General features: G+C 74.3%; 17 protein-coding genes and 2 pseudogenes. 9 read left to right on the top strand and 10 right to left on the bottom strand.

Annotation, left to right across the window (positions count from 1 at the left end):
- Nucleotides 1–26 precede the first annotated feature (26 nt).
- Entirely contained in the window at nucleotides 27–920 is an 894-nt protein-coding gene (locus IF06_RS0121405) for a virginiamycin B lyase (RefSeq protein ID WP_030273094.1), read from the top strand.
- A 51-nt stretch (nucleotides 921–971) separates the two neighbouring features.
- Here the strand turns inward: IF06_RS0121405 and IF06_RS0121400 are convergent, their stop codons facing one another.
- A complete protein-coding gene (locus IF06_RS0121400; protein ID WP_369752289.1) occupies nucleotides 972–1856 on the bottom strand; it encodes a S66 peptidase family protein in 885 nt (294 codons plus the stop codon).
- 112 nt (nucleotides 1857–1968) lie between these two features.
- Between IF06_RS0121400 and IF06_RS0121395 the strand changes: the two genes are divergently transcribed.
- Together IF06_RS0121395 and IF06_RS0121390 are read left to right on the top strand one after the other, a co-directional pair.
- A complete protein-coding gene (locus tag IF06_RS0121395; protein WP_030273091.1) occupies nucleotides 1969–2736 on the top strand; it encodes a type 1 glutamine amidotransferase in 768 nt (255 codons plus the stop codon).
- Between the two features lie 2 nt (nucleotides 2737–2738).
- The gene (locus tag IF06_RS0121390; protein ID WP_030273090.1) at nucleotides 2739–5762 is read left to right on the top strand and encodes a bifunctional [glutamine synthetase] adenylyltransferase/[glutamine synthetase]-adenylyl-L-tyrosine phosphorylase; all 3024 of its coding nucleotides are present in this window, start codon (nucleotides 2739–2741) and stop codon (nucleotides 5760–5762) included.
- Between the two features lie 185 nt (nucleotides 5763–5947).
- On the opposite strand, the pseudogene IF06_RS0121385 reads toward IF06_RS0121390, so the two are convergent.
- Together IF06_RS0121385 and IF06_RS34990 are read right to left on the bottom strand one after the other, a co-directional pair.
- Nucleotides 5948–7144, bottom strand: a pseudogene (locus tag IF06_RS0121385) (hypothetical protein); the annotation flags it as partial.
- An 89-nt stretch (nucleotides 7145–7233) separates the two neighbouring features.
- A pseudogene (locus IF06_RS34990) lies at nucleotides 7234–7666 on the bottom strand (hypothetical protein); the annotation flags it as partial.
- Between the two features lie 36 nt (nucleotides 7667–7702).
- Here IF06_RS34990 and mptB (IF06_RS0121380) point away from each other — a divergent pair.
- Nucleotides 7703–9115: a polyprenol phosphomannose-dependent alpha 1,6 mannosyltransferase MptB gene (gene mptB, locus IF06_RS0121380; RefSeq protein WP_036311264.1), complete on the top strand. Its 1413-nt coding sequence runs from the start codon at nucleotides 7703–7705 to the stop codon at nucleotides 9113–9115.
- Between the two features lie 11 nt (nucleotides 9116–9126).
- On the top strand, nucleotides 9127–10608 hold the full coding sequence (mptB, locus tag IF06_RS0121375) for a polyprenol phosphomannose-dependent alpha 1,6 mannosyltransferase MptB (protein ID WP_030273087.1): 1482 nt from the start codon (nucleotides 9127–9129) through the stop codon (nucleotides 10606–10608).
- Here mptB (IF06_RS0121375) and IF06_RS0121370 read toward each other — a convergent pair.
- Both IF06_RS0121370 and glnA read right to left on the bottom strand, forming a co-directional pair.
- The gene (locus IF06_RS0121370; protein WP_030273086.1) at nucleotides 10598–11137 is read right to left on the bottom strand and encodes an ATP-binding protein; all 540 of its coding nucleotides are present in this window, start codon (nucleotides 11135–11137) and stop codon (nucleotides 10598–10600) included. The genes mptB (IF06_RS0121375) and IF06_RS0121370 overlap by 11 nt on opposite strands.
- A gap of 164 nt (nucleotides 11138–11301) precedes the next feature.
- Nucleotides 11302–12726, bottom strand: coding sequence for a type I glutamate--ammonia ligase (glnA, locus tag IF06_RS0121365; RefSeq protein ID WP_013287749.1), 1425 nt, complete (start codon nucleotides 12724–12726; stop codon nucleotides 11302–11304).
- A gap of 129 nt (nucleotides 12727–12855) precedes the next feature.
- On the opposite strand from glnA, the gene IF06_RS0121360 reads away from it, so the two are divergent.
- Nucleotides 12856–13311, top strand: a complete 456-nt coding sequence (locus IF06_RS0121360; RefSeq protein ID WP_052166201.1) for an RDD family protein — start codon at nucleotides 12856–12858, stop codon at nucleotides 13309–13311.
- A 61-nt stretch (nucleotides 13312–13372) separates the two neighbouring features.
- Here IF06_RS0121360 and IF06_RS0121355 read toward each other — a convergent pair whose 3' ends face one another.
- Nucleotides 13373–14062 (bottom strand): DUF4191 domain-containing protein, encoded by a 690-nt coding sequence (locus tag IF06_RS0121355; protein WP_013287747.1) that lies wholly within the window; start codon nucleotides 14060–14062, stop codon nucleotides 13373–13375.
- Between the two features lie 213 nt (nucleotides 14063–14275).
- On the opposite strand from IF06_RS0121355, the gene IF06_RS33995 reads away from it, so the two are divergent.
- Complete coding sequence (locus tag IF06_RS33995; protein ID WP_013287746.1) at nucleotides 14276–14446, top strand: hypothetical protein; 171 nt, start codon at nucleotides 14276–14278, stop codon at nucleotides 14444–14446.
- Nucleotides 14447–14640: 194 nt separating this feature from the next.
- Entirely contained in the window at nucleotides 14641–17565 is a 2925-nt protein-coding gene (locus IF06_RS0121345) for an ATP-binding protein (protein ID WP_232236743.1), read from the top strand.
- Nucleotides 17566–17663: 98 nt separating this feature from the next.
- On the opposite strand, the gene IF06_RS0121340 is transcribed toward IF06_RS0121345, so the two are convergent.
- Nucleotides 17664–19505, bottom strand: a complete 1842-nt coding sequence (locus IF06_RS0121340) for a DUF423 domain-containing protein (protein WP_232236742.1) — start codon at nucleotides 19503–19505, stop codon at nucleotides 17664–17666.
- 60 nt (nucleotides 19506–19565) lie between these two features.
- Nucleotides 19566–20555 carry a lipoyl synthase gene (gene lipA / locus IF06_RS0121335; RefSeq protein ID WP_013287743.1) on the bottom strand — a complete coding sequence of 330 codons (990 nt, stop codon included), beginning with the start codon at nucleotides 20553–20555 and terminating at the stop codon, nucleotides 19566–19568.
- A 412-nt stretch (nucleotides 20556–20967) separates the two neighbouring features.
- Between lipA and aspS the strand changes: the two genes are divergently transcribed.
- Entirely contained in the window at nucleotides 20968–22254 is a 1287-nt protein-coding gene (gene aspS, locus IF06_RS0121330) for an aspartate--tRNA(Asn) ligase (protein WP_030273078.1), read from the top strand.
- A 438-nt stretch (nucleotides 22255–22692) separates the two neighbouring features.
- Here aspS and IF06_RS0121325 read toward each other — a convergent pair whose 3' ends face one another.
- Nucleotides 22693–23085, bottom strand: coding sequence for a VOC family protein (locus IF06_RS0121325; protein WP_013287741.1), 393 nt, complete (start codon nucleotides 23083–23085; stop codon nucleotides 22693–22695).
- A 5-nt stretch (nucleotides 23086–23090) separates the two neighbouring features.
- Entirely contained in the window at nucleotides 23091–23732 is a 642-nt protein-coding gene (gene lipB, locus IF06_RS0121320) for a lipoyl(octanoyl) transferase LipB (RefSeq protein ID WP_030273076.1), read from the bottom strand.
- Between the last annotated feature and the right edge of the window lie 11 nt (nucleotides 23733–23743).

The following is a 23743-nucleotide window of genomic DNA, read 5'->3' as shown; positions in this document are numbered from 1 at the left end:
GGCGAAGCCCGACGAAAGGCCACTCGATGACACAGCCCGCCATCCGCGAGATCCCGCTCACCGGGCCGGGCTCCGGGCCGTACTCGATCACGGTGGGACCCGACGGCGCGCTCTGGCTGGCGCTGGCCGGCTCCGGCGGCGTCGCCCGGCTCGGCCTCGACGGTGAGGTACGGACCTACCGCGACGACCCGCCCGGCAGCCGCCCGCTGATCATCGTCGGCGGCCCCGACGGCGCGCTCTGGTACACCCGCTCGGGCGACGACCGGCTCGGCCGGATCACAGTCGACGGCGAGACAGGCTCGGTGGCGCTGCCGCCCGGCTGCGGCCCCTGCGGGCTGGTGGTCGGTGCGGACGGCGCGCTCTGGTACGCCGGCATGAGCGACGACACGATCGGCCGGGTGAGCGTCGACGGGGAGGTGACGTCCTTCCCGCTGCCGGTGACCAAGGGTTTCCCGTCGATGCTGGCGGCTGGCCCGGACGACGCGCTCTGGCTCACGCTCAACCAGGCGAACGCGATCGCCCGGGTCGGCCTGGACGGGTCGGTGACTGTGCATCCGCTGCCCACCGAGGCGGCCGGGCCGGTCGGCATCACCCGGGGCGGTGACGGCGCGCTCTGGTTCGTCGAGATCGTCGCCGGGCAGCTCGGCCGGATAATGCCGGACGGGCGGATCGACGAGTTCCCGCTGCCGGACCGGGCGGCGCGCCCGCACGCGATCGTCGCCGATCCGGCCGGTGGTTGCTGGTTCACCGAGTGGGGCGCCAACCGCATCGGCCACGTCGACCCGGACGGCCACATCACCGCCCACACCCTGCCCACGCCGGCCTCGGAACCCCACGGCCTCACGGTCACCCCCGACGGCGCGGTCTGGGCCGCCTTGGAGATCGGCGCCGTGGCCCACCTCACGCCCTCGCCGCGTTGATCATGAGGTTGGCGGCAGTTGTGGATCTCTGAACTGCCGCCAACTTCATGATCAGCCCGGGTGGCGGACGGCGGCGGTTGCCGTCAGGGTGCCTGTGGTGGCGTCCAGGGTGGCGGGGGTACCCACCGGGACGGTGAGCTGGTTGGGGCCGTGGCCGATGGGCAGGCCGCCGAGGACCGGCACGCCCAGGTCGCCCAGGCGGTCGGTGAGCACGTCCACGACCGTGGTGTCCCAGCCGTCCGCGCACTCGGTGAACTGGCCGACAGCCACCCCGGCGATCCCGTCCAGCGCACCGCAGCGGCGCAGGTGGGTGAGCATCCGGTCGATCTTGTACGGCGGCTCCTGCACCTCCTCGACCAGCAGGATCGCCCCGGTCAGGTCGGGCATGTCCGGGGTGCCGATGGACGCGGTGATCAGGCACAGGTTGCCGCCGAGCAGCCGGCCCTCGGCCCGGCCGGGCACCCGCACCGGGAACGTCTCCTCCGCCTCGACCGCCGTCACCGTCACCGGCTCGGCGCTGGTCAGCGCGGCGTGCAGCGACTCCGCCGAGCGGATCGGCGTGCGCTCGTCCCGCCACGCGGCGCCCGGCCCGTGCACCCCGGCCAGGCGGGCGCCCCGCCAGAGCGCGAACTGCAACGCGGTGATGTCGGAGAACCCGGCCACCACCTTCGGATCCCGGCGTACCGCCGCCATGTCGATCAGGTCGACCACCCGCTGCGCGCCGTAGCCGCCCCGGGTGCAGATCACCCCGCGGATCTCCGGGTCGGCGAACGCCGCGTTCAGGTCCGCGGCCCGCAGCGCGTCGTCGCCGGCCAGGTAACCCCGCCTGGCGTACGCGTTCGGCGCGGGCACCGGCCGCAGCCCCCAGCCGGTGAGCAGCTCGATGCCGCGGGCCACCCGTTCGGGACGGGTCGGCCCGGACGGGGACACCAGCATCACCGCGTCGCCGGGACGCAGGGCCGGTGGGCGCAGGCAGTCGTCAGGCACGATCGGAGCCTAGGGCCTGCCGGACCGTGCCCTGTCGGGCGTACCGGTTAGCCTCGACGTCGTGGCGACCGCGCTGGTGATCGAGAACGACCCGACCGACGACCTCCGCCGCCTGGGGGAGTGGCTCACCGAAGGGGGCCTTGAGCTGCGCGTGCTGCGTCCGCACGCCGGTGACCCGCTCCCCGGCGACCTGGAGGGATACGCCGCGCTCGTGGTGCTCGGCGGCGACCAGCAGGCATACCCGGGGTCCGACGGCGGCCCCGGCGCGCCCTGGTTCCCGGCGCTGGAGGGGCTGCTGCGCAAGGCGGTCCGCGGGCGCGTGCCCACGCTCGCCGTCTGCCTCGGCGCGCAACTGCTGGCCACCGCGCACGCCGGCCGGGTCGAACGCAGCCCGTCCGGTCCGGAGGTCGGTCCGGCGCTCGTCGGGCGGCGCGACGCCGCCGAGGACGACCCCCTGTTCCGGTACGTGCCGCTGATGCCCGACGTCCTCCAGTGGCACGCCGACGAGATCACCGAACTGCCGCACGGCGCGACGCTGCTCGCCGCGTCCACCCGCTACCCGCACCAGGCGTTCCGCCTCGGCGACCGGGCCTGGGGCCTGCAGTTCCACATCGAGTGCGACACCGCGATGATCGCCGAGTGGTCCCGCGACTCGGCCGTGCTGGCCGAGCTGGGCTACGACCCGGAGCTGGTGGTGGCGGCCTGCGACCGGGTGATGGCCGACGTCGAGGAGGCGTGGCAGCCGTTCGCGATCCGGTTCGCCGCGCTCGCGCTCGGCGAACTCGGCGACGACAACCCGCGCCGTAGCCTGCCGCTGCTCGGAGCCTGACGGTGACCCGGCCGGCCCGCGGGCGCCTGGCCCGCTACGGATTCGCCGAGGGTGACGGCGCCACCCGCGCCGCGGATCTGCTCGGCCCGGACGGGCTCGCCCTGTGGCGGCCCGACACCCAGGAACCCGCCGACGAACGCGCCGCCGAACTGCTCGCCGCGCTGTCCCGCGCCGCCGACCCGGACCTGGCCCTGCGTCAGCTGCACCGGCTGGTCGAGTCCGAGCGGCGCTCCGGCGACGAGGTGGCCGTACGCGACGCCCTGGCCGCCGACCCCGGGCTGCGCCGCCGGCTGATCGCGGTGCTCGGCGCCTCGTCCGCGCTCGGCGACCATCTGGTCGCCAACCCCGGGCAGTGGGCGGTGCTGGCGACCGAGCCGGACGGGCTCGCCCCCACCGCGGAAGGGCGGCTCGACCTCGGCGTCGCCGCCCGGCTCACCACCGTCACCGGCGCGGTCCCGCTGCTGCGGCAGGCGTACCGGCTCGCGCTGCTGCGGATCGCGGCCGCCGACCTGACCGGCGGGCGCGGCCTGGAGCAGACCATGGCGGCGCTGTCCGGGCTGGCCGACGCCACGCTGGCCGCCGCCTACGACATCGCCGTCGACGAGCTGCCGGAGGGCACACCGCGCCCCCGGCTCGCAGTGGTGGCGATGGGCAAGTGCGGCGGCGACGAGCTGAACTACGTCTCCGACGTCGACGTCATCTTCGTCTCCGCCACCGACCACGACCTGCCCGCCGCGGCCCAGATCGCCACCCGTCTGATCCAGATCTGCGGGCTGGTGGCGTGGCCGGTCGACGCGGCGCTGCGTCCCGAGGGCAACCGGGGGCCGCTGGTGCGCACGCTCGCCAGCCACCTCGCCTACTACAAGCGCTGGGCGCGCACCTGGGAGTTCCAGGCGCTGCTCAAGGCCCGCCCGGCCGCCGGGGACCTGGAACTCGCAAAGGAGTGGATCGACGCGCTGGCCCCGCTCGTGTGGACCGCCGCCGAACGCCCTGAGGCGGTCGAGGACGTCCGGTCCATGCGCCGCAAGATCCTCGACAACGTGCCGCCGAAGGAGCTGGAACGCGAGATCAAGCGCGGCCCGGGCGGGCTGCGCGACATCGAGTTCGCCGTCCAGCTGCTCCAGCTCGTGCACGGCCGGGGCGACGAGTCGCTGCGGGTGCCCGGCACCGTGCCGGCGCTGCGCGCGCTCGTCGCCGGCGGCTACGTGGGCCGCGCCGACGGGGAGGCGCTCCTGCGCGGCTACCGCTTCCTGCGCGCCGTCGAGCACAGGCTCCAGCTCCAGGCCCTGCGCCGCACCCACACCGTGCCGACCGAACCGGCCGCGCTGCGCTGGCTCGCCGCCGCGCTCGGCTACGCGGCCACGCCGGGCCGCAGCGCCGTCGAGGAGTTCCGCGCCGAGTGGGTCACCCACGCCACCGAGGTACGCCGGCTGCACGCCAAACTGCTCTACCGGCCGCTGCTCGAATCCGTGGCCCGCGTACCGGCCGAAGGGCTGCGCCTCACGCCCGAGGCGGCCCGGCACCGGCTGGAGGTGCTCGGCTTCGCCGACCCGGCCGGTGCGCTGCGGCACCTCCAGGCGCTCACCGGCGGGGTCAGCCGGACCGCCGCCATCCAGCGCACGCTGCTGCCGGTGCTGCTCGACGAGTTCGCCGACGCCCCCGAGCCGGACCGCGGACTGCTCAACTACCGGCAGGTCTCCGACAAGCTCGGCAGCACCCCCTGGTACCTGCGCCTGCTGCGCGACTCCGGCCCGGTGGCGCGCCGGCTGGCCCGGGTGCTGTCCTCGTCCCGGTACGCGGCCGACATGCTGGCCCGCGAACCGGAGGCGCTGCGGCTGCTCGCCGAGGACAGCGAACTGACCCCGCGTCCACGGGAGACGCTCGTCGACGGCTTCGCCGCCGCTGCCGCCCGCCACGACGACCCGGTCGAGGCGATCCGGGCGGTCCGCGCGCTGCGCCGCCGGGAACTGGTCCGGATCGCCGCCGCCGACGTGCTCAGTCGCGCCGGTTCGCTCGCCCCGCTCACCCCGCGCCCGGTCGGCGGCGGGGAACGCCGGCCCACAGTGGTGGACGTGACGGCTGTCGGCACCGCGCTGTCGCACGTCGCCGACGCCACGCTCGCCGCCGCGCTGCGCGCCGCCCGTACCGTCCACCCCGGACCGCCCGACCTGCGCTTCGCGGTGATCGGCATGGGCCGGCTCGGCGGGTACGAGTCGAACTACCTCTCCGACGCCGACGTGCTGTTCGTCTACGACCCGCCGCCCGGGGTGGAGGAGAGCGCGGCGAGCGCAGCAGCGCACGCCATCGCCGAGGAGTTGCGCCGGCTGCTGTCCGCGCCCGCCCCCGACCCGCCGCTGGGCGTTGACGCCGACCTGCGCCCCGAGGGCCGGCAGGGCCCGCTGGTCCGCAGCCTGGCCGCGTACGCGCAGTACTACGCGCGCTGGTCCCGGGTGTGGGAGGCGCAGGCGCTGCTGCGCGCCCGGTTCGTCTGCGGCGACGCCGACCTGGGCGCCGAGTTCGAGGCCATGATCGAGCCGGTGCGCTACCCGGCCGAAGGGCTGAGCCGCGAGCAGGTGGTCGAGATCCGCCGGATCAAGGCGCGGGTGGAGACCGAGCGGCTGCCCCGCGGCGCCGACCCGGCCACCCACACCAAGCTGGGCCGGGGCGGGCTCGCCGACGTCGAGTGGGCGGTGCAGTTGCTGCAGCTCCGCTACGCCGGTCAGGTGCCCGCCCTGCGCGGCACCCGTACGCTCGACGCCCTCGCCGCCGCCCGCGACGCCGGGCTGCTCGACGCCTCCGACGCCGCCGAGCTGGCGGCCGGCTGGACGCTCGCCGCCGAGGTGCGCGACGCGTTGATGCTGGTACGCGGCCGGGCCGGCGACCAGTTGCCCCGGCACGGGGTGGAGCTGGCCGGTGTGGTGCGGTTGCTGGGGCGCGAGGACCAGGGCGAGTTCCTCGACGAGTACCTGCGCACCGGCCGCCACTCCCGCACAGTCGTCCAGCGCATCCTGGAGTCCCCCCTCTAGACCCGAGCCCGGATGCCGGCCCGGGTGCCACGGCGTGCCGGGGCCTCGCTGACCGCCTTCGCTGCTCCTCTACCGAGGCTTGTCCCGACACGCGAGCCATGCGTTCCGCATCTCGGCAGCGCCGAGAGATCTTGGTAGCAAACGGCCCCTATGAGGGCCTTTTCGTACCAAGATCTCTAGCCGGGTCAGCTCGTGAGGGTGTAGGTGCCGGGTTGGGGGACCGTTACGGTGGTCCACTTACCGGCTCGGGTGACCGTGGCGCCGTTGGAGACGGTGAGCCAGCGGTCGTGGCGTACCCGGATCGGGATCGGGCCGGGGGCGAGGGCGCGGAACGTGATCGAAGCGCCGTCCTGGCTGATCAGCTCACCCGGCGCGCCGACGATCGGGGTGGGTTCGGCCACCGCGTACAGCTTCCAGTGCCGGTTCGACCAGACCTCGGTCAGGTACGGCTGGCCCAGCTCGACCAGCTTCGCCTCGGATCGCCCCACCCAGGAGAACTCGGCATCGGGCACTGCCACGTACTGCACCGCGTTGTCGGCCAGCCAGTCCCGGTAGGTAACGGAGGTCAGCGGAATGCCGGTGCCGTCCGCGCCGGGCACCGTGGTGAAGAACAGCGGGTTGCGGTCGATGTCGGCCTGGCGTAGCCAGCCCCGGGCCAGCGGCACCTCACCCATCCGGGCCGCCTCCCAGTAGTTGCGGGTCGGCGGCACCTCCACCCGTCCGGTGAGCCCGCGCCGGGCCAGTTCCGCGCGCAGCGGAGCGAAGTACGCCGGGTCGGCCGTCGGATCGTCGGCGCTGCGCAGGTCGGCGGTGACCACCGGCGGCTGCCACCAGCAGACGACGGCGAGCAGGGCGGCCAGCCCGGCCGCTCCGACAGCGCGGCGGGACCGACCCTGGCCGAGCCGGCCAATGCCATGCGCGTCGCTGTCGGGACGGCCCGCACCGAGTCGGCCCGCGCCGAGTCGGCCGCCGAGGCGGCTCGCGGTGAACCATGCGGGGGGCGTCGCCGCGGCGGCCAGCAGCGGCAGCGCGAACATCACCACCAGGCGGGTGGCGTTCAGCCCGACCGGTGTGTGCAGCAGCGCCGACGCCAGCACCCCGGCCGCGGACAGCAGCGCGCCCACCCGCACCGGCCGGTACGCCACGAGAGCCGCCACGACCAGGCTCGTCACCACGGCGTGCACGGTGTCGGCCGTGCTGATGTTCATCCAGCCGCCCTCGCCGAACAGCAGCCCGGTCACCGCGAGCGGCACCGCGGCCGGTACGGCGAGCAGCAGGCCGTCGGCGTACCGGCAGGACAGCAGCAGCGCGACGCCGGCGAGCCCGACGAACAGCCCGGCCACCGGACTGGCCGCCGATGCGAGCAGCGCGGCGGCACCGGCGGCGACGGCCGCCCAGACGTTCCGGCCGCCACCGGCAGCGCCGGGACCGGCCGGCCCGGCAGCGACACCATCGGCAGCGGCGAATCGGGTGCGGCGGGCGGGCAGCGTGAGCGCGAGCAGCGCGGCCAGGCCGAACGCGACGCCGAGGGCGTACGTGACCCGGCCGGACACCAGGTTGCCGGCGATCGTGACCACGCCGACCAGGCTGCCGAGCAGCGGACGGGGCACCCGGGTTCGCACCAGCAGGGCGGCGAACGCGGTGGCGGAGGCGAGCAGGGCGAGCGCGCCGGTGACGCGCACCCCGAGCAGCGCCATCAGCGGCGGCGAGACGAGGCTGTAGCCCCACGGGTGCACGCCGCCGTACCAGCGCAGGTCGACCAGGGCGGCCCCGTGGTCGGCGAAGAAGCCGGCGCGGGCGACCTGCGCGGACAGGTCCGAACCGGTGGCCGGCAGCGTGAGGTAGAGCACGGCGAGGACGAGCGCCGACACGGCGGAGACCGCCACCACCCGACCGCCCCGCATGCCCACCTCCTGATCGCGAACCACCGTACTGGCAGCATGTCGGACGTGCCTCACCACCTCTCGCGCTGGATCGGCCTGGCGGGTTCGGTGCTGCTCGCCGTGGCCGCGTTCCTCGGCGGCGCCCTGCCCGACGGCGAGTTGCGTCCCACCCCGGTCAGCATCTGGCAGGGCCCGAACGGGCCGCTGATCATCGGGTTGTGGCTGGTCGGCACCGCGCTGCTGGCGTGGGCCTGGTGGTCGCTGCGGGACCGGGTGCCGTCGTCCCGGTGGGTGCTGGTCACAGTCGCGCTGTGGCTGCTGCCGATGCTGGTCGCGCCGCCGCTGGGCAGCCGGGACGTGTACGCGTACGCCTGCCAGGGCGCCAGCTTCTCCGCCGGGATCAACCCCTACGAGCAGGGCGTCTCAGCGCTGCCCTGCCCCTGGCTGGACACCATCTCCTACATCTGGCGGGACACCCCGGCGCCGTACGGGCCGCTGTTCGTGCTGCTCGCCGGCGCGGTGGTGGAGGCCACCGGCTCGCTGCTCGCCGCCGTCGCGCTGTTCCGGGTACTGGCCGTGGCCGGAGTGGCGCTCACCGCGTGGGCGCTGCCGGTGCTGGCCCGCCGCTGCGGGGTGCCGCCACGGCGGGCGCTCTGGCTGGCGCTGGCGAGCCCGCTGGTGCCCGTGCACCTGGTGTCCGGCGCGCACAACGACGCGCTGATGATCGGCCTGCTCGTGGCCGGGCTGGCCGTGGTGGCCGCTCGACCGGGCCGGCCCGGACCGCTGCTCGCCGGTGGGGCGCTGCTCGGACTGGCCGCCGCCGTCAAGATCACCGCGCTGGTCGTGATGCCGTTCGCCGCGCTGGCCGCGATCGTCGGGGCGTACCGGATCAGGACGCTGGTGCGCGACGGCGGGTGGGTGGTCGGCGGCTCGCTCGCCGCGCTCGCCGCCGTGACCCTCGCCTCCGGCCTGGGGCTGGGGTTCGTCGGCGGGCTGGAACAGGGCGGGCTGGTGGTGGCCTGGACCTCGCCGCCGACGGCGGTGGGGCAGACCGTCGGCTACCTGCTCGCGCCGTTCGGCGTGCACGTCGACGCGCTGCCGGTGACCCGGGCGATCGGCATGGTCGTGCTGGTCGCCGTGCTGATCTGGCTCTGGTTCCGGTCGTTCCGTCGCGGTGAGCCGTTCTGGCACGCCGGGCTGGCGCTCACCGCCACCGTCGCGCTCTCCCCGCTGTTCCACCCCTGGTACTGGCTGTGGCCGCTGGCCGTGCTCGCCGCCACCGCGCACCGCACGCTCTGGTTCTCGATCGTCACAGTGGTGTCGTCGTTCCTGGTGCTGGCCGACGGCACCGGTTTACCCCGGTACACCAAGATGCCCGGTGCGCCCTTGATGACCCTGTTCGTGATCGGGGTGGTCGTGTGGTTGGTACGGTCGGCTCGCAAGGGCCGGCAGCCGGTTCCCGTGGACTGAGGAGTGTGCCGGTGAGCGAGCCCGACGGACCCGTCCGGCCGATCGCCGCCGGTCTCGCCCGCTACACCGGCCTCGCCGGTGCCGTACTGCTCACCGTCGCCGGATGGCTCGGCGGCGCGCTACCAGGCACACCACCGCGCGGCACGCTCGCCGCGATCTGGGCCGCACCGCACGGGCCGGTGACGCTCGGCTGCTGGCTGGCCGGGACGCTGCTGCTGGTGGGCGCCTGGTGGTCGCTGCGGTGGGGCGCACCGTCCGGCCGGTGGGCGTACGTGACCGCCGGGCTCTGGTCGCTGCCGCTGCTCGCCGCGCCGCCGATCGGCAGCCGCGACGTCTACTCGTACGCCTGCCAGGGCTGGACGTGGACGCAGGGGCTCAGCCCGTACCGGGTGGGGGTCGCCGCGGCCGGCTGCCCGTGGACCGACTCGGTGTCGCCGATCTGGCGGGACACCCCGGCGCCGTACGGGCCGTTCTTCGTGCTGCTGGCCGGGCTGGCAGTCCTCGCCGGTGGCGGCCTGATCGGGACGATCGTGGCGCTGCGGCTGGTCGCGGTGGCCGGGGTGCTGCTGGCCGCGCTCTGCCTGCCCGGCCTGGCCCGCGCCGCCGGGGTGCCCACCCGCCGCGCCGCCTGGCTGGTGCTCGCGTGCCCGCTGGTCGGGATCCACCTGGTGGCGGGCGCGCACAACGACGCGCTCGCGCTCGGGCTGCTCCTGCTCGGCCTGCTGGTGCTGGTCCGCCTGCCGGGCAAGCCACGCGCGCTGCTGGTCGCCGGGGTGCTGCTGGGCCTGGCCGTGGCGGTGAAGGCGGTCGCCGTCGTGGCGCTGCCGTTCGCGGCGCTCGCCGCCGTGCTCGGCCGCTACACCTGGCGGGCGCTGCTGCGCGACGGCGGGCAACTCGCCGCGTCGGTGCTCGGCACGCTGCTCGTCGTCTCGCTCGCCACCGGGCTCGGGCTGGGCTGGGTGGAGGGGCTCGGCCACAGCGGCGACTCGCAGCAGTGGACCTCACCGCCCACAGCCGTCGGGTTCGTGATCGACTACGCCGGTGAGCTGGCCGGGCAGCGGCCCGCGTCGGTGCCGGTGGCCCGGACGGTCGCGCTGGTGCTGCTCGCCGGGACGCTCGTCGCGCTCTGGTGGCAGGCGTGGACGGCGCTGCGGCGGCTCAACGACGCCCGGCAGCGGGTGGCCCGGCTGACGCTGGCCCGCCCCCGGGTGGCGCTGCGCGGCGCGGGGCTGGCGCTCGCCGCCACGGTGCTGCTCGCCCCGGTCTTCCACCCCTGGTACGCGATCTGGCCGCTGACAGTGCTCGCGGTCGCGGCGGTGCCGCTGGCCCGGCAGGTCTGGTTCGTGGCGCCCTGCGCGGTCGCGTCGGCGCTCACCCTGCCGGACGGATCCAACCTGGCCCGGTTCAGCAAGGCACCGGGCGCGGTGCTGATGACGGTGCTGGTGGTGGTCGTGGCGGTCGTGTGGACGTTCCCACGCGGTTCTAGGAGATGAAGGCGGGCCAGCGGTGCCTGCGCCACTCGTCCCAGGTGGCGAACCCGGCCGGTGGATCGTCGACAGGTTCACTGCCGTCCAGTTCCCCCGGCGTCGGGATGCTCATGACGGCAGCCCACGTGGCGAGTTCCTCGTCGGACATGTGCCAGGTCGTGTGCGGCTCCTCGGCCTGCCGCCGGTCAAGCCGTTGCCGCTGCTCGGCCGGTGTGAGCTGGAAGTAGCGCATCGTCACCGACGCTCCGAGGTCGGCTGCTGCCTGTCGTAGAGCCGAGCGCTCATCTCGGCCCCAGAGGCCGAAGTCGATGACGACGTTGACGCCGAGTTCGAGCGCCCGCAGCGCGATCTCGATGAGCCGTCCCTCGATGACGTCCGAAGCCGACGGCGGGTTCGCCAGCCCGTAGAGGGCCTTCACCCACTCGTCCTTCGTCAGACGAAGGGCCTTCTCCTCGACCTCCATGCGCCGCGCCTCCGTGGTCTTCCCGGTGCCCGGCAGTCCTACGGTCAGGAACAGCGTCGGTCGTGTTGTCATCACTACCCCTACAAGCGGTCGCCTCATCATCGCTGACATCCGGCCATGCCACGATCAGCACGCGACCGCTCGACACGAAACGGCGGCCACGCCGGCTGTGAGCCGGCATGACCGCCGTCCGTCAGGTCGGACCCGATTCGTGCGGGTCGGCGCCTTGATCTACCTCAGCAGTCGAAGTACATCGCGAACTCGTGCGGGGTCGGGCGCAGACGCACCGGGTCGACCTCGTTGGCCCGCTTCCAGTCGACCCAGGTGGAGATCAGGTCCGGCGTGAACACGCCGCCGTCGAGCAGGTAGTCGTGGTCGGCCTCAAGCGCGTTGAGCACCTCCGGCAGCGAACCCGGGACCTGCTTGACGTCGCCCCACTCCTCCGGCGGCAGGTCGTACAGGTCCTTGTCGATCGGCGCCGGCGGCTCGATCTTGTTCTTGATGCCGTCCAGGCCGGCCATCATCATCGCCGAGAACGCCAGGTACGGGTTGCTCGACGGGTCCGGCACCCGGAACTCGACGCGCTTGGCCTTCGGGTTGCTGCCGGTGACCGGGATGCGGGTGCACGCGGAGCGGTTGCGCTGCGAGTAGACCAGGTTGACCGGCGCCTCGAAGCCCGGCACCAGACGACGGTAGGAGTTCACCGTCGGGTTGGTGAAGGCCAGCAGCGAGGGTGCGTGGTGCAGCAGGCCGCCGATGTACCAGCGCGCGGTGTCGGACAGCCCGGCGTAGCCGGTCTCGTCGTAGAACAGCGGCTCGCCGCCACGCCACAGGCTCTGGTGGGTGTGCATGCCGGAACCGTTGTCACCGAACAGCGGCTTCGGCATGAACGTCGCGGTCTTGCCGGCGGCCCAGGTCTCGTTCTTGACGATGTACTTGAACAGCTGGAGCTGGTCGGCGGCGTGCAGCAGCGTGGAGAACTTGTAGTTGATCTCCGACTGGCCGGCGGTGCCGACCTCGTGGTGCGACCGCTCGACCGTGAAGCCGCCGTCGACGAGGCGCCGCACGATCCGGTCGCGCAGGTCGGCGTAGTGGTCGACCGGCGGCACCGGGAAGTAGCCGCCCTTGTAGGCGGTCTTGTAGCCGCGGTTGCCGCCCTCCTCGATCCGGCCGCTGTTCCAGGCGCCCTCGATCGAGTCGATGTAGTAGAACGACTGGTGCGCCGAGGTCTCGTGGCGGATGGAGTCGAAGATGTAGAACTCCGCCTCGGCGCCGAAGTAGGCGGTGTCGGCGATGCCGCTGGCGGCGAGGTACGCCTCGGCCTTCTTCGCCACGTTGCGCGGGTCGCGGGAGTACGCCTCGCGGGTGAACGGGTCGTGGATGAAGAAGTTGAGCGCGAGCGTCTTCTGGGCCCGGAACGGGTCGATGAAGGCGGTGGCGACGTCCGGCAGCAGGAGCATGTCGGACTCGTGGATGGCCTGGAAGCCGCGGATCGAGGATCCGTCGAAGGCGAGGCCGTCGGTGAAGACGCTGTCGTCGAACGACTCGACCGGCAGGTTGAAGTGCTGCATCACGCCGGGCAGGTCACAGAAACGTACGTCGACGAACTTCACGTCCTCGTTGGCGAGGTATCGCAGGAGTTCCTCGGAATTGGCGAACACACGTCCTCCTGGCAGGTCCACTCCGTTAGCTGGCTACTGGCGACGCTATGGCCGGGGGGTTGCCCGGCCGTGTCTCGTCTGTTTCCGCCGTGTTACGTCGCTTGCGGAGCGTCATCCCGGCACCCTCTGATGCCGAATGTCGTATTTTTCGTCAAGGGTCGCGGCGGCGCTACCCTGGCCGCTGTGACCGATACCGCCGCCACACCGGTGCCGCCCGCCACCGACCTCGCCTTCACCCCGCCCAGCCTCGGCCGCCGCTTCGGCGCCCTGATCATCGACTGGGTGCTGTGCCTGATGGTCGCCCGGGCCTTCTCCGACCCGGTGCGCGACGGCTGGCCGCCGGTCCTGGTGCTGATCCTGGAGTACGGCTTCTTCATCGGCCTGTTCGCCCAGACCCCCGGCATGTACCTGACCCGGCTGCGCTGCGTGTCCTGGGCCGACGGCGGCCGGATCGGGCCGCTCCGCGGACTGCTGCGCGGCCTCCTGCTGGCCCTCGTGGTGCCGGCCCTACTCATGGACGAGCACCGGCGCGGCCTGCACGACCGGCTCGCCGGGTCGGTCGTCACCGACGCCCCGCGCCGCTGACCCGCACGAGAAAGGAGCCGGCCCCGCACGGGACCGGCTCCTTTCTCGCGTACGCCGGAGGTCAGCGACCCCGGGTCTGCCGGAACGCGCCACGCGCCGGCCGCATGTTCTTCGGGATCGCGCCCTTGGGCATCTGCGGCCGCGCGGTGAGCGCCTTGAGCCGCTTGTCGAGCGCGTTGACGTCCTTGGGGGACAGGGCGCGGGGCAGCCGCATCAGCGTCATCCGCAGCTTGCGGACCGGCAGCTCACCCTCGCCCTGCCCGATCACGTAGTCGTGCAGCGGGGCGGTGCCGATCACCTTCGCCAGGCGGCGCTTCTCCTGGCCGAGCAGGCCGCGTACGCGCTGCGGGTTGCCCTCGGCCAGCAGGATCACGCCCTGCCGGCCCACCACCAGGTGCACCATGTCCATCTGGGTGGTGGAGCTGACCGCCGGGGTGACCCGCCAGTCGCCGCGCATGCTCTCCATGATCTGCGCCGCCGCACCCGGCTGCCCCTCGGCGGCGTTCATCATCGCCTTGTTGGAGCGCAGGTTGAGCACGATCAGCACGGCGAGCAGGGCGAGCAGGATGCCGATCGGCAACCAGATCCAGCCCCAGGCGATCACCGCGACCACGGTGAGCGCGAGCGGGATCAGCACCGCCGCCGCGGTCAGCGGCGCGAACCACTTGTCCTGCTTGGCGGTGAACCGGAACACCATCCCGATCTGCTTCAGCCGCTGGCCGAACGAGACCTTCTCCTGGGGCTTTGCCATACCGCAGAGTCTAGTGGTCGGCGCGCACCCCGTTGATCCGTGGCCGCCTCCTGCGCCGTGGGCTGAGTACCTTACCGCCGCGCCGTCCCGAATCGGCCCGCCGGTAAGGAGGCGGGACGGCCGAAGATCAGGCGGCGTACCCATGCCCCGGGGACACCTTCGCGCGGAGAGTCGATCTCGACAGGGACACACCGCACGACAGGGAGATCCGAGATGTTCGGCAACGACGCAGACCTCATCCTCAGCATCCACCGCAGCCACGCCGCCGAGCTGCAGGCCGACGCGGCCCAGGACCGGCTTGCCCGGTCGCTGCCACGCCGGCACCCGCGCGGCTGGCTCAGCCGCCGCCAGCACAACGCCCGCCCCGCCGACGCCCGCCGGTGACCGCACCGGCGGCCGTCGCCGGTGCTGTGGGTCGTGGGGAGTTCGCCGGTCCGGCCGTCGCCGGGAATGTGGGCGCGGCCGGTGCCGTGGGGGAGTTCGCCGGTCCGGCCGTCACGGGGGCGGCCGGACCGGCGGCCATCCGCCGTCCGATCGGCCCGGTAGGGCCGTCGGAGGGCCGTGGCATGCTCGACGGCGTGACCGTACGCGCCGCCAGCACCGTCCTCGTCGGCCGCCGGCCCGAGCTGGCCGCGCTCGGCGACGCGCTGGCCCGGTCCCGGACCGGCGAGCCGGCGACGGTGCTCGTCGGCGGCGAAGCGGGCGTCGGCAAGACCCGGCTGCTGGAGGAGTTCGGCACGCAGGTGGACGCCGCCGGCGCGCGCCTGCTCGTCGGCCAGTGCCTGGAGCTGGGCGAGGCGGGCCTCCCGTTCGCCCCGTTCGCCGCCGCGCTGCGCGACGTGCTGCGCCACGACGGGCCGGCCGCCTTCGCCGGCTACGAGGCGGAGTTCGCCCGGCTGCTGCCGGAGCTGGCCCGGATGCCCGCAGGCGTCGCCGCGCCCGCCGGGCCGGCCCTCGCCGACACCCCGCGCGGCTACCTGTTCGACCTGGTCGCCGAGCTGTTCCGGCGGATCGCCGAGGAACGCCCGCTGGTGCTGGTGATCGAGGACCTGCACTGGGCCGACCGGTCCACCCGGGATCTGATCGGCTTCCTGGTGCGGGCCGCCCGCGCCACCCGCCTGCTGGTGGTCTGCACGTACCGCACCGACGAGCTGCACCGGGGGCACCCGCTGCGGCCGTTCCTCGCCGAGCTGGACCGGGTCCGCGGCGTGGACCGGATCGAGCTGGGCCGCCTCGACCGCGACGGCACCGCCGCCGTGCTGGCCGACCTGCTCGGCACCGAGCAGGTCGCCCGGACCGTCGACGACGTGCACGAACGCACCCAAGGCAACCCGTTCTTCATCGAGGAGCTGGCCGCCGCCGGTGGCCCGGTCGGCTGCGCGGCCATCCCGGAGACGCTGCGCGACCTGCTGCTGGCCCGCGTCGACCGGCTGCCCGAGCCGGCCCAGCGGGTGCTGCGGATCGCCGCCGCCGGGGGCACCCGGTTCGCCCACCAGCTCCTCGCCGAGGTGGCCGGCCTGCCCGAGGCCGAACTGGAGGACGCGCTGCGCGCCGCCGTCGCCGGTCAGCTCGTGGTGGCCGACCCGGACGGCGACTACGAGTTCCGGCACGCGCTGGTCCGCGAGGCCGTGCACGACGACCTGCTGCCCGGCGAGCACGCGCGGCTGCACGCCCGGTACGCCGCGGCGATCGAGGCTCAGCCGCACCTGGTCGCCGCCGGTCGCGCGCCGGCCGAGATCGCCCACCACTGGTACGCGGCACACGACCACCCGCGCGCGCTCACCGCGGCCCGGGTCGCCGCCGAGGCGGCGGCCGAGCGGTACGCGTACGCCGAGCAGAGCCGGCTGCTGGAGCGCGTCCTCGAACTCTGGGAGCAGGTGCCCGACGCCGCCGACCGGCTCGGCATGGACCACCTGCGGGTGCTGGAGGACACGCTCACCGCGGCGGTGACCGCCGGAGACCTCAGCCGGGCGCTCACGCTCACCCGGGCCGCGCTGGCCGAGGTCGACTCCGACGCCGAACCGCTGCGCGCGGCGCGCCTGCTCGACCACCGGGGCCGGTTGTTCGCGCTGCTCGGCAAGAGCGACGGCGCGGCCGAGCTGCGCGAGGCGTACCGGCTGGCGGCGGGTGCGCCGCACGGCCCGGAACGTCTCGGCGTGCTCGCCGACATCGCGTCGCACCTGATGAAGGTCGACCCTCGGGAGGCCGCCTCGGTCGCCACCGAGGCCGCGGCCGGCGCGTCCGAGGTCGGCACCGACCTGGTGCTGCTGCCCACCCGGATCGCCCTGCTGCACCGCATCGACGGCACGCCGGAGCTGGGGCTGGCCGAGCTGCGCCGGGTGGAGGCGCGGGCCCGGGCGGCCGACGACTCGTGGGCCCTGGTCAGCGCACTGGTCTTCCTCTCCGACGTGCTCTACGAGCTGGGCCGCTACGACGAGTCCGAACAGGCGGCCGCGGCCGGGGTGAGCGAGGCGCGCCGGGTCGGCATCAGCCGCTCGATCGGGGCGTACCTGCTGTCGAACCGGGCCGAGGCACTGATCGCGCTGGGCCGCTGGGACGAGGCGGACGCCACCTGCGCCGAGGCCGCCCGCATCGACCCGCCCGGCGTGTCCGGGCTGCACTGGCTGCAACTGCGCGCCGGGCTCCACCTGGCCCGCGCCCATCCGGGCGCGGACGAGGTCGTCGGGCGGGCGCTGGCGTTCCTCGGCCGCCCGTACCTCTGGCCGAACCACCGGCTGCCGCTGCACGAGCTGCGCGTGGAGGCGGCGCTCGCCGCCGACGACAAGCCCGAAGCGGTACGCGCGGCGCGCGCCGCCCTGGCCGACGCGCACCTGGCCGACCTGCCCCGCGAGGGCTGGCCGGTGCTGAACGCGCTGGCGCGTACCGCCGCGCTGACCGGGGACGCGACGCTCGCCGCCGACGTGTCGGCGGTGGCCGCCGCGCTGCCGGCCCGGCACCCGGCCGAGCACGCCCACGCCGCCCACGTCACCGCGATCCTCGGCGGGACGGCGCCCACCGGTCCCGCCGACGCGCTCGCCGCGTGGCGGGCGACGGTGGCGGCGTGGCGGGCGGCCGGGCAGCCGTACCCGCTGGGCCGGGCGCTGCTCGGGCTGGCCGAGGCGGCCGCGGCAGCGGGCGAGCGGGACGAGGTGGCCGCCGCGGTACGGGAGACGGCCGAGCTGGCCGCCCGGCTGGGTGCCACCCCGCTGGGCGAGCAGGCGGCGACGCTTGCCCGCCGGGTCGGGTTGCGGGGCACCGGGCGACCCGGGCCGGACCTGCTGACCAGCCGGGAACAGGAGGTGCTGCGGCTGGTCGCCGAGGGGCACAGCAACAGCCGGATCGCCGAGCGCCTGTTCATCTCACCGAAGACGGCGAGCGTGCACGTGTCCCGGATCATCGCCAAGCTCGACGTGACCAACCGGGTGGAGGCCGCCGCGCTGGCGCACCGCCTGGGCCTGCTCGACCCCCAGCCACCCGTCCCGGCACAGCGCCGCGCCCGGTAGCGTGCCGGACCATCCCGCTTCGCGTCAGGACGCGCCGGGCCGGTCGAGCGTCGGGCCGGTCGAGCGTCGGGCCGGGCCGGTAGCCGGCCGGGCTTGCGTCAGCGGCGGGGCAGGTAGATCCGCCAGCCGGCCACCGCGACCACGTCGAGCGCGTCCGATTCGGCGCCGAGGCGCTCGTCCAGCCGCGCGGCCAGCGGCGAGCCGGCCGGTGCCACCCACGCCGCGTCCGGGTCGGCGGCCACCTCCCGCCGGTACGCGGGCAGCCTGTCGAAACCGGGGGTCAGGTCGTCGTCGACCACGGCGCAGAGCACGTTCTCGCCGGTCGCGTAGGTGAGCCGGTTGCACGTCCAGTAGCCGCCGCGGACGTTCCGCACGTCGAGCGCGCCGAGCGTGTCCACGAGCGACCGGTGCCGGTCCGCCTCGGCGTGCACGCCCGGTGCGGTCCGCACCACGTCCACAGTGGCCGCCACGCCGGTGCCGAGCACCCCCGCGATAACCGCCAGCGCCCCGACCGCCGCCATCCGGGCCGTCCGCCCGGCCGGCCGGCCGCCCGCCGCCTTGATCGACTCCACTTCGGGGAGATGGCGGTATCCACCCTCCTCCGATGCCGCCACCTCGGCGAGCTGGCGTTCGGCGGGCCGGTCCGATGCCGCCACTTCGGCGAACTGGCGTTCGGCGGGCCGGTCCGATGCCGCCACCTCGCCGAGCTGGCCCTCGGCGGGCCGGTCCGATGCCGCCACCTCGGCGAGCTGGCGGCGCGCCGTCAGCCGGTGAGCAGCGAGCGGGCGGGCGGCCTGCCACAGTGGCCAGAGCAGGGCCGGCACGGCGACCGCCAGGCACGACAGGTAGCGGCTGCTCTCGATCGGCGTCTGCCCGGCCGCGTTGCTCACCGCGTACGCGCCGAGCACACCCGCCGCGCCGCCGAGCAGCGCGAGCCGCACCCCGGCCTGCACCCGCTCCGAAGAGCCCGGCCCGCCCGAGGTACGGCGAAGCGTGTGCCACGCGGTGAACGCGGCGAGCACCAGCAGCACCGGGAAGACGACGGCCCACCAGAGCTGCCAGGTGGCACACCGGCCGGGGGAGCAGAAGCCCATCGCCAGCGGCGGCCCGAGGACCAGCGCGCCGTGCAGCCGGTCCGCCCAGTCGGCCGGTGTGCCCATGCCACCGGCCGCCAGTACCGCGGTCACCGGGTTGCGGCCGTGCCGGATGCTGTCCACGAGCATCGGCGCCGCGCCCAGCAGCAGCGCGCCGGCCAGCACCACCCCGGCCCGGCCGGCCAGCTCCCGCCACCGGCGGGCCACGAGCAGCGCGCCGAGCGTCAGCACGTACGGCAGGATCAGCGGGTCCACCCAGAGCAGCACCCCGGCGACCAGTCCCCAGGCCGCCCAGCGGGGCAGCCGCGCGCCCGCCCCGGTCACGCAGAGCCCGACCGTCAGCAGCGCCAGCGCCGTACCGGCCGGGTTCAGCTCCGGGTAGCCGCCACCGGCGATCAGCTGGTTCTTCACCACCCGGTCCGCGCCGAGCGCCAGCACGGCGACGACGAGCAGGGCGTACCAGCGGTCACCGCCGAGCCGCCGGGTCAGCCGCCAGGACAGCAGCAGGAACAACGCGTACAGCGCCAGCGTGGGCACCCGCAGCACGAGCACCGACGGTCCGGCCAGCGCGACCAGCGGCGCGGCCAGGTACGCCTCCAGCGTGCCCATGTACGCCTGGCCGTAGAACCACACCGGGAAGCCGTCACCGCGGGCGATGTGCAGGGCGGCCAGCCCCATCGTCGCCTCGTCGCTGTTGGTGGGCGGCGCGTCGGCGAACAGCAGCGCCAGCCGGTAGCCCACACCGGCGAACCCGACGAGCAGGGCGAGCAGAGTGGGAAACGGCAGCCGCCGGGGCGTACGAGGGCGCACGGCTTCGCGTGGCTCCTCGCGTACCCCGGCGGTCATGCCTGTGATCATGGCATCCGGCAGGCGGCCGGCGGCGGGTGACGCGGTGGTCGGCCGGCCTCAGCCGGCGACGGTGACCTCCCGGCGGGCGTCGAGCGCCTGCTGGTAGAGGCGGCCCGCGCGGTACGACGAGCGGACCAGGGGACCACTCATCACGCCCGCGAAGCCGATCTCCTCGGCCTCCTCGCGCAGCTCGACGAACTCCTCCGGCTTGACCCAGCGGGTCACCGGGTGGTGCCGGGGGGAGGGGCGCAGGTACTGCGTGATGGTGATCAGTTCGCAGCCCGCCTCGTGCAGGTCGCGCAGCGCCTGGGACACCTCGGCGCGCTCCTCGCCCATGCCGAGGATCAGGTTGCTCTTGGTGACCAGGCCGTCGGCCCGCGCCTGGCGGATCACGTCCAGCGAACGCTCGTAGCGGAACGCCGGGCGGATCCGCTTGAAGATGCGCGGCACGGTCTCCACGTTGTGCGCCAGCACCTCGGGCCGCGAGCCGAAGACCTCGGCGAGCTGCTCGGGCACGGCGTTGAAGTCGGGGATCAGCAGCTCGACACCGCAGCCGGACTGAAGCGCGTGGATCTGCCGGACCGTCTCGGCGTAGAGCCAGGCCCCGCCGTCGGGCAGGTCGTCGCGGGCGACACCGGTGATGGTCGCGTAGCGCAGGCCCATCGCGGCGACCGACTCGGCGACGCGCCGCGGCTCGTCGGCGTCGAACTCGGCCGGCTTGCCGGTGTCGATCTGGCAGAAGTCGCAGCGCCGGGTGCACTGGTCACCACCGATGAGGAAGGTGGCCTCCCGGTCCTCCCAGCACTCGTAGATGTTGGGGCAGCCGGCTTCCTGGCACACGGTGTGCAGCCCTTCGCGCGAGACGAGCCCGCGCAACTGGGTGTACTCCGGGCCCATCTTGGCCTTGACCTTGATCCACGGCGGCTTGCGCTCGATCGGCGTCTCGGCGTTGCGCGCCTCGATCCGCAGCATCCGCCGCCCCTCCGGGGCGACAGTCGCGGTGCGCGCTGGCTGCTCAGTCGTCGGCGCGGATTGCTCGATCGTCACAAAACCGAGCGTACGCCGGTCGGTGCCGGTCGATGAACGAGGGCGACGGCCGTCACGCCGGAATGGCTGTGACACCGGACACCAAGGGCGAAAAAACCCGGTCACAGCGCGGCGCGTGCGGTGCTAGCGTGCCGGGCAGAGCTGTGACGGAGCCGAGTAACGGGCCGATCCGCCAGTCGAGAGAGCCGCCGGTTGCTGTGAGGCGGTCTGGCGCCGGTCCGTGAAGACCCTCCCGAGCTGCGGGAAGAACGGCGTTTCGCGCCCAGTAGAGCCCGCCCGGCCGGCCCCGGTGAAAAGGCGACGAACGAGGCTCCCGCCCTGGCGGGGGCGAAGGTGTGGTGGCACCGCGAGGTTCCCGCTCGCCCACACCTCCCTGGGGATCGCGTTGCGATTGGTCAAGGAGGTAGTCGTCGTGCAACGCATCCTGTCCACAGAACTCCCCGCCCGTGTGGGCGCCACAGTACGGCTCGCCGGCTGGGTCCACCGCCGCCGGCTGCTCAAGTCGGTGGCCTTCCTGATCGTCCGGGACGCCGCCGGGCTCGCCCAGGTGGTGGTCGCCGCGCCCGCCGTGCGGGAGCAGATCGAGGCGCTCACCGAGGAGACTGTCGTCGAGGTCGTCGGCACCGTGGTCGCGAACCCCACCGCGCCCGCCGGGGTCGAGGTCGTCGAGCCGACGGTACGTCCGCTCGGGCCGCCCGCCGTCCCGCCCCCGTTCGACCTGTACCGGCCGGTGCTCACCGCCACCCTGCCCACTCAGCTCGACCACGCGCCGGTCGCGCTGCGGCACCCGGTCCGCTCCGCCGCGCTGCGGATCTCGGCGGCGGCCGTGTCCGGCTTCCGGGCCACGCTCGACGGGCGCGGCTTCGTCGAGGTGCACACGCCGAAGGTGGTCGCCTCGTCCACCGAGAGCGGGGCGAACGTGTTCGCGCTGGACTGGTTCGGGCGGCCCGCCTACCTGGCGCAGTCGCCGCAGTTCTACAAGCAGCTCATGGTCGGCGTCTTCGAGCGGGTGTACGAGGTGGGGCCGGTGTTCCGCGCCGAGCCGCACGACACGGTGCGCCACCTGGCCCAGTACACGTCGCTCGACGTGGAGCTGGGCTTCGTGGCCGACCACCGGGACGTCATGGCGGTGCTGCGGGAGACGCTGGCCGGGATGGTGGCGACGGTCGGCGAGCGGGCCGGTGGCGCGCTGGCGACGCTCGGCGTGACGGTGCCGGAGGTGCCGGCCGAGATCCCGGCGGTGCACTTCACCGACGCGCTGAAGATCGCCGGAGCGCCGGCGGACGAACCCGACCTTGCGCCGGCGCACGAGCGGGCGCTGGGGGAGTGGGCGCTCCGCGAGCACGGCTGCGACTTCCTCTTCGTCACCGGGTACCCGATGGCGAAGCGCCCCTTCTACACCCATCCGGACCCGGCCCGGCCCGCGTACTCCAACGGTTTCGACCTGCTGTTCCGGGGCGTGGAGCTGGTGACCGGCGGGCAGCGGCTGCACCGGCACGCCGACTACCTGGCCGCCCTGGCGGCGCGCGGCGAGCCGGTGGAGCCGTACGCCGGGTACGTGGACGCGTTCCGGCACGGCATGCCGCCGCACGGCGGTTTCGCGATCGGGCTGGAGCGGTTCGTCGCCCGGCTGACCGGGGCGGCGAACGTCCGGGAGGTGACCGCCTTCCCGCGCGACCTGCACCGCCTCACGCCCTGACGGCGGGGCGCGGGCTCGCCATCGGGACCGTCGGTCTCGCCGCCGCTCTCCGGAATCGGCTCGGATCTGCCACTGAGAGTGACGATAGGTCGCTCGGCCTTGCGGTCACGCTCGGTGAGGGTTGTTTCGGGGTGGTCGAGCTGCCCTCGACGCCAACGCATTGCGCTGAGCTGGGGTTATGGCGGACGGGCCTCGGGAGGGAGGGAAGGGTGTCTGCGCCCTTTGCTCTGCAGCCACTGGCGCAGCGGTTGACCGGGAGTGACCGTTGCGGATCCGGCTGCAGAGCAAAGTCGGCGGGAGGCCACATGCTGCGGGCGCAGCCTTGTGACTCACCGTGACCGACGGCGAGGCGGGGCCTGGGTGGGCGGCGGGCCTGGGCGGGCGGTGGCCCTGGGCGGGCGGCGATCCGGACCGGTCGCACACCGCGCCGCCGAGCGGTCAGGCCGGGCCGAGCAGGTCCCAGGAGTTGCCGGCGATGTCGCGGAAGACCGCGACCCGGCCGTACGGCTCGGTGCGGGGCGGCCGGACGAACTCGACGCCCGCGTCGACCATCCGGCGGTGCACCGCCTCGAAGTCGTCGACCTGGAGGAAGAAGCCCACCCGGCCGTGGGTCTGGTCGCCGACCGCGCCGGCCTGGTGCTCGCCGTCGGCACGGGCCAGCAGCAGGCCGGTGCCGCCGCCCGGCGGGCGTACGACCACCCAGCGCTTGGGCCGGCCGTCGTTCGTCAGCGACGGCTTGTCCTCGGCCAGCTCGAACCCGAGCACCTCGGTGAAGAAGGCGATCGCGGGGTCGTACTCGGTCACGACGAGCGTGACCAGGTCGAGCCGCACGGGGCTCAGACCTGCGTCAACGTCGGCAGGTGCCGCTCGACCACCGGCAGCACGTCGGCGACGGTGATCGGCCGGCCCAGCTCGGCGGTCAGCGAGGTGACCCCGGCGTCGCGGATGCCGCAGGGCACGATCCGGTCGAAGAAGCCCAGGTCGCAGTCGCAGTTGACGGAGAAGCCGTGCAGCGTGACGCCGCGCGCCACCCGGATGCCGATGGCTGCGACCTTGCGGGCCGGGCCCCGGTCGTCCTCCGGCACCCACACGCCGCTGCGTCCCTCGACCCGGCCGGCGGACAGCCCGAACTCGGCGCAGACGTCGATCAGCAACTGCTCGGTGCGCCGGACGTACGCGACCACGTCGACCGGGTCGGGCAGCCGGACGATCGGGTAGCCGACGAGCTGCCCCGGACCGTGCCAGGTGATCTTCCCGCCGCGGTCCACGTCCACCACCGGGGTGCCGTCCATCGGCCGGTCCCACGGCTCGGTGCGCTTGCCGGCGGTGTAGACGCTGGGGTGCTCCAGCAGCAGCACCGTGTCGCCCTGCTCGCCGGCCACCACCGCCTCGTGCAGCCGGCGCTGCTCGTCCCAGGCGGCCTGGTAGTCGAGCAGGCCTGCGCGGACGGCGGTCAGCCCGGAAGTCGTCACGCTCACCCGTCCAGCCT

It is taken from the genome of Micromonospora globosa (assembly GCF_000717585.1).
In the GTDB taxonomy this organism is placed as follows: Bacteria; Actinomycetota; Actinomycetes; order Mycobacteriales; family Micromonosporaceae; genus Micromonospora; species Micromonospora aurantiaca.
Note: the sequence above shows the minus strand (reverse complement) of the source record. Positions and strands in the feature narration are given on the sequence as shown.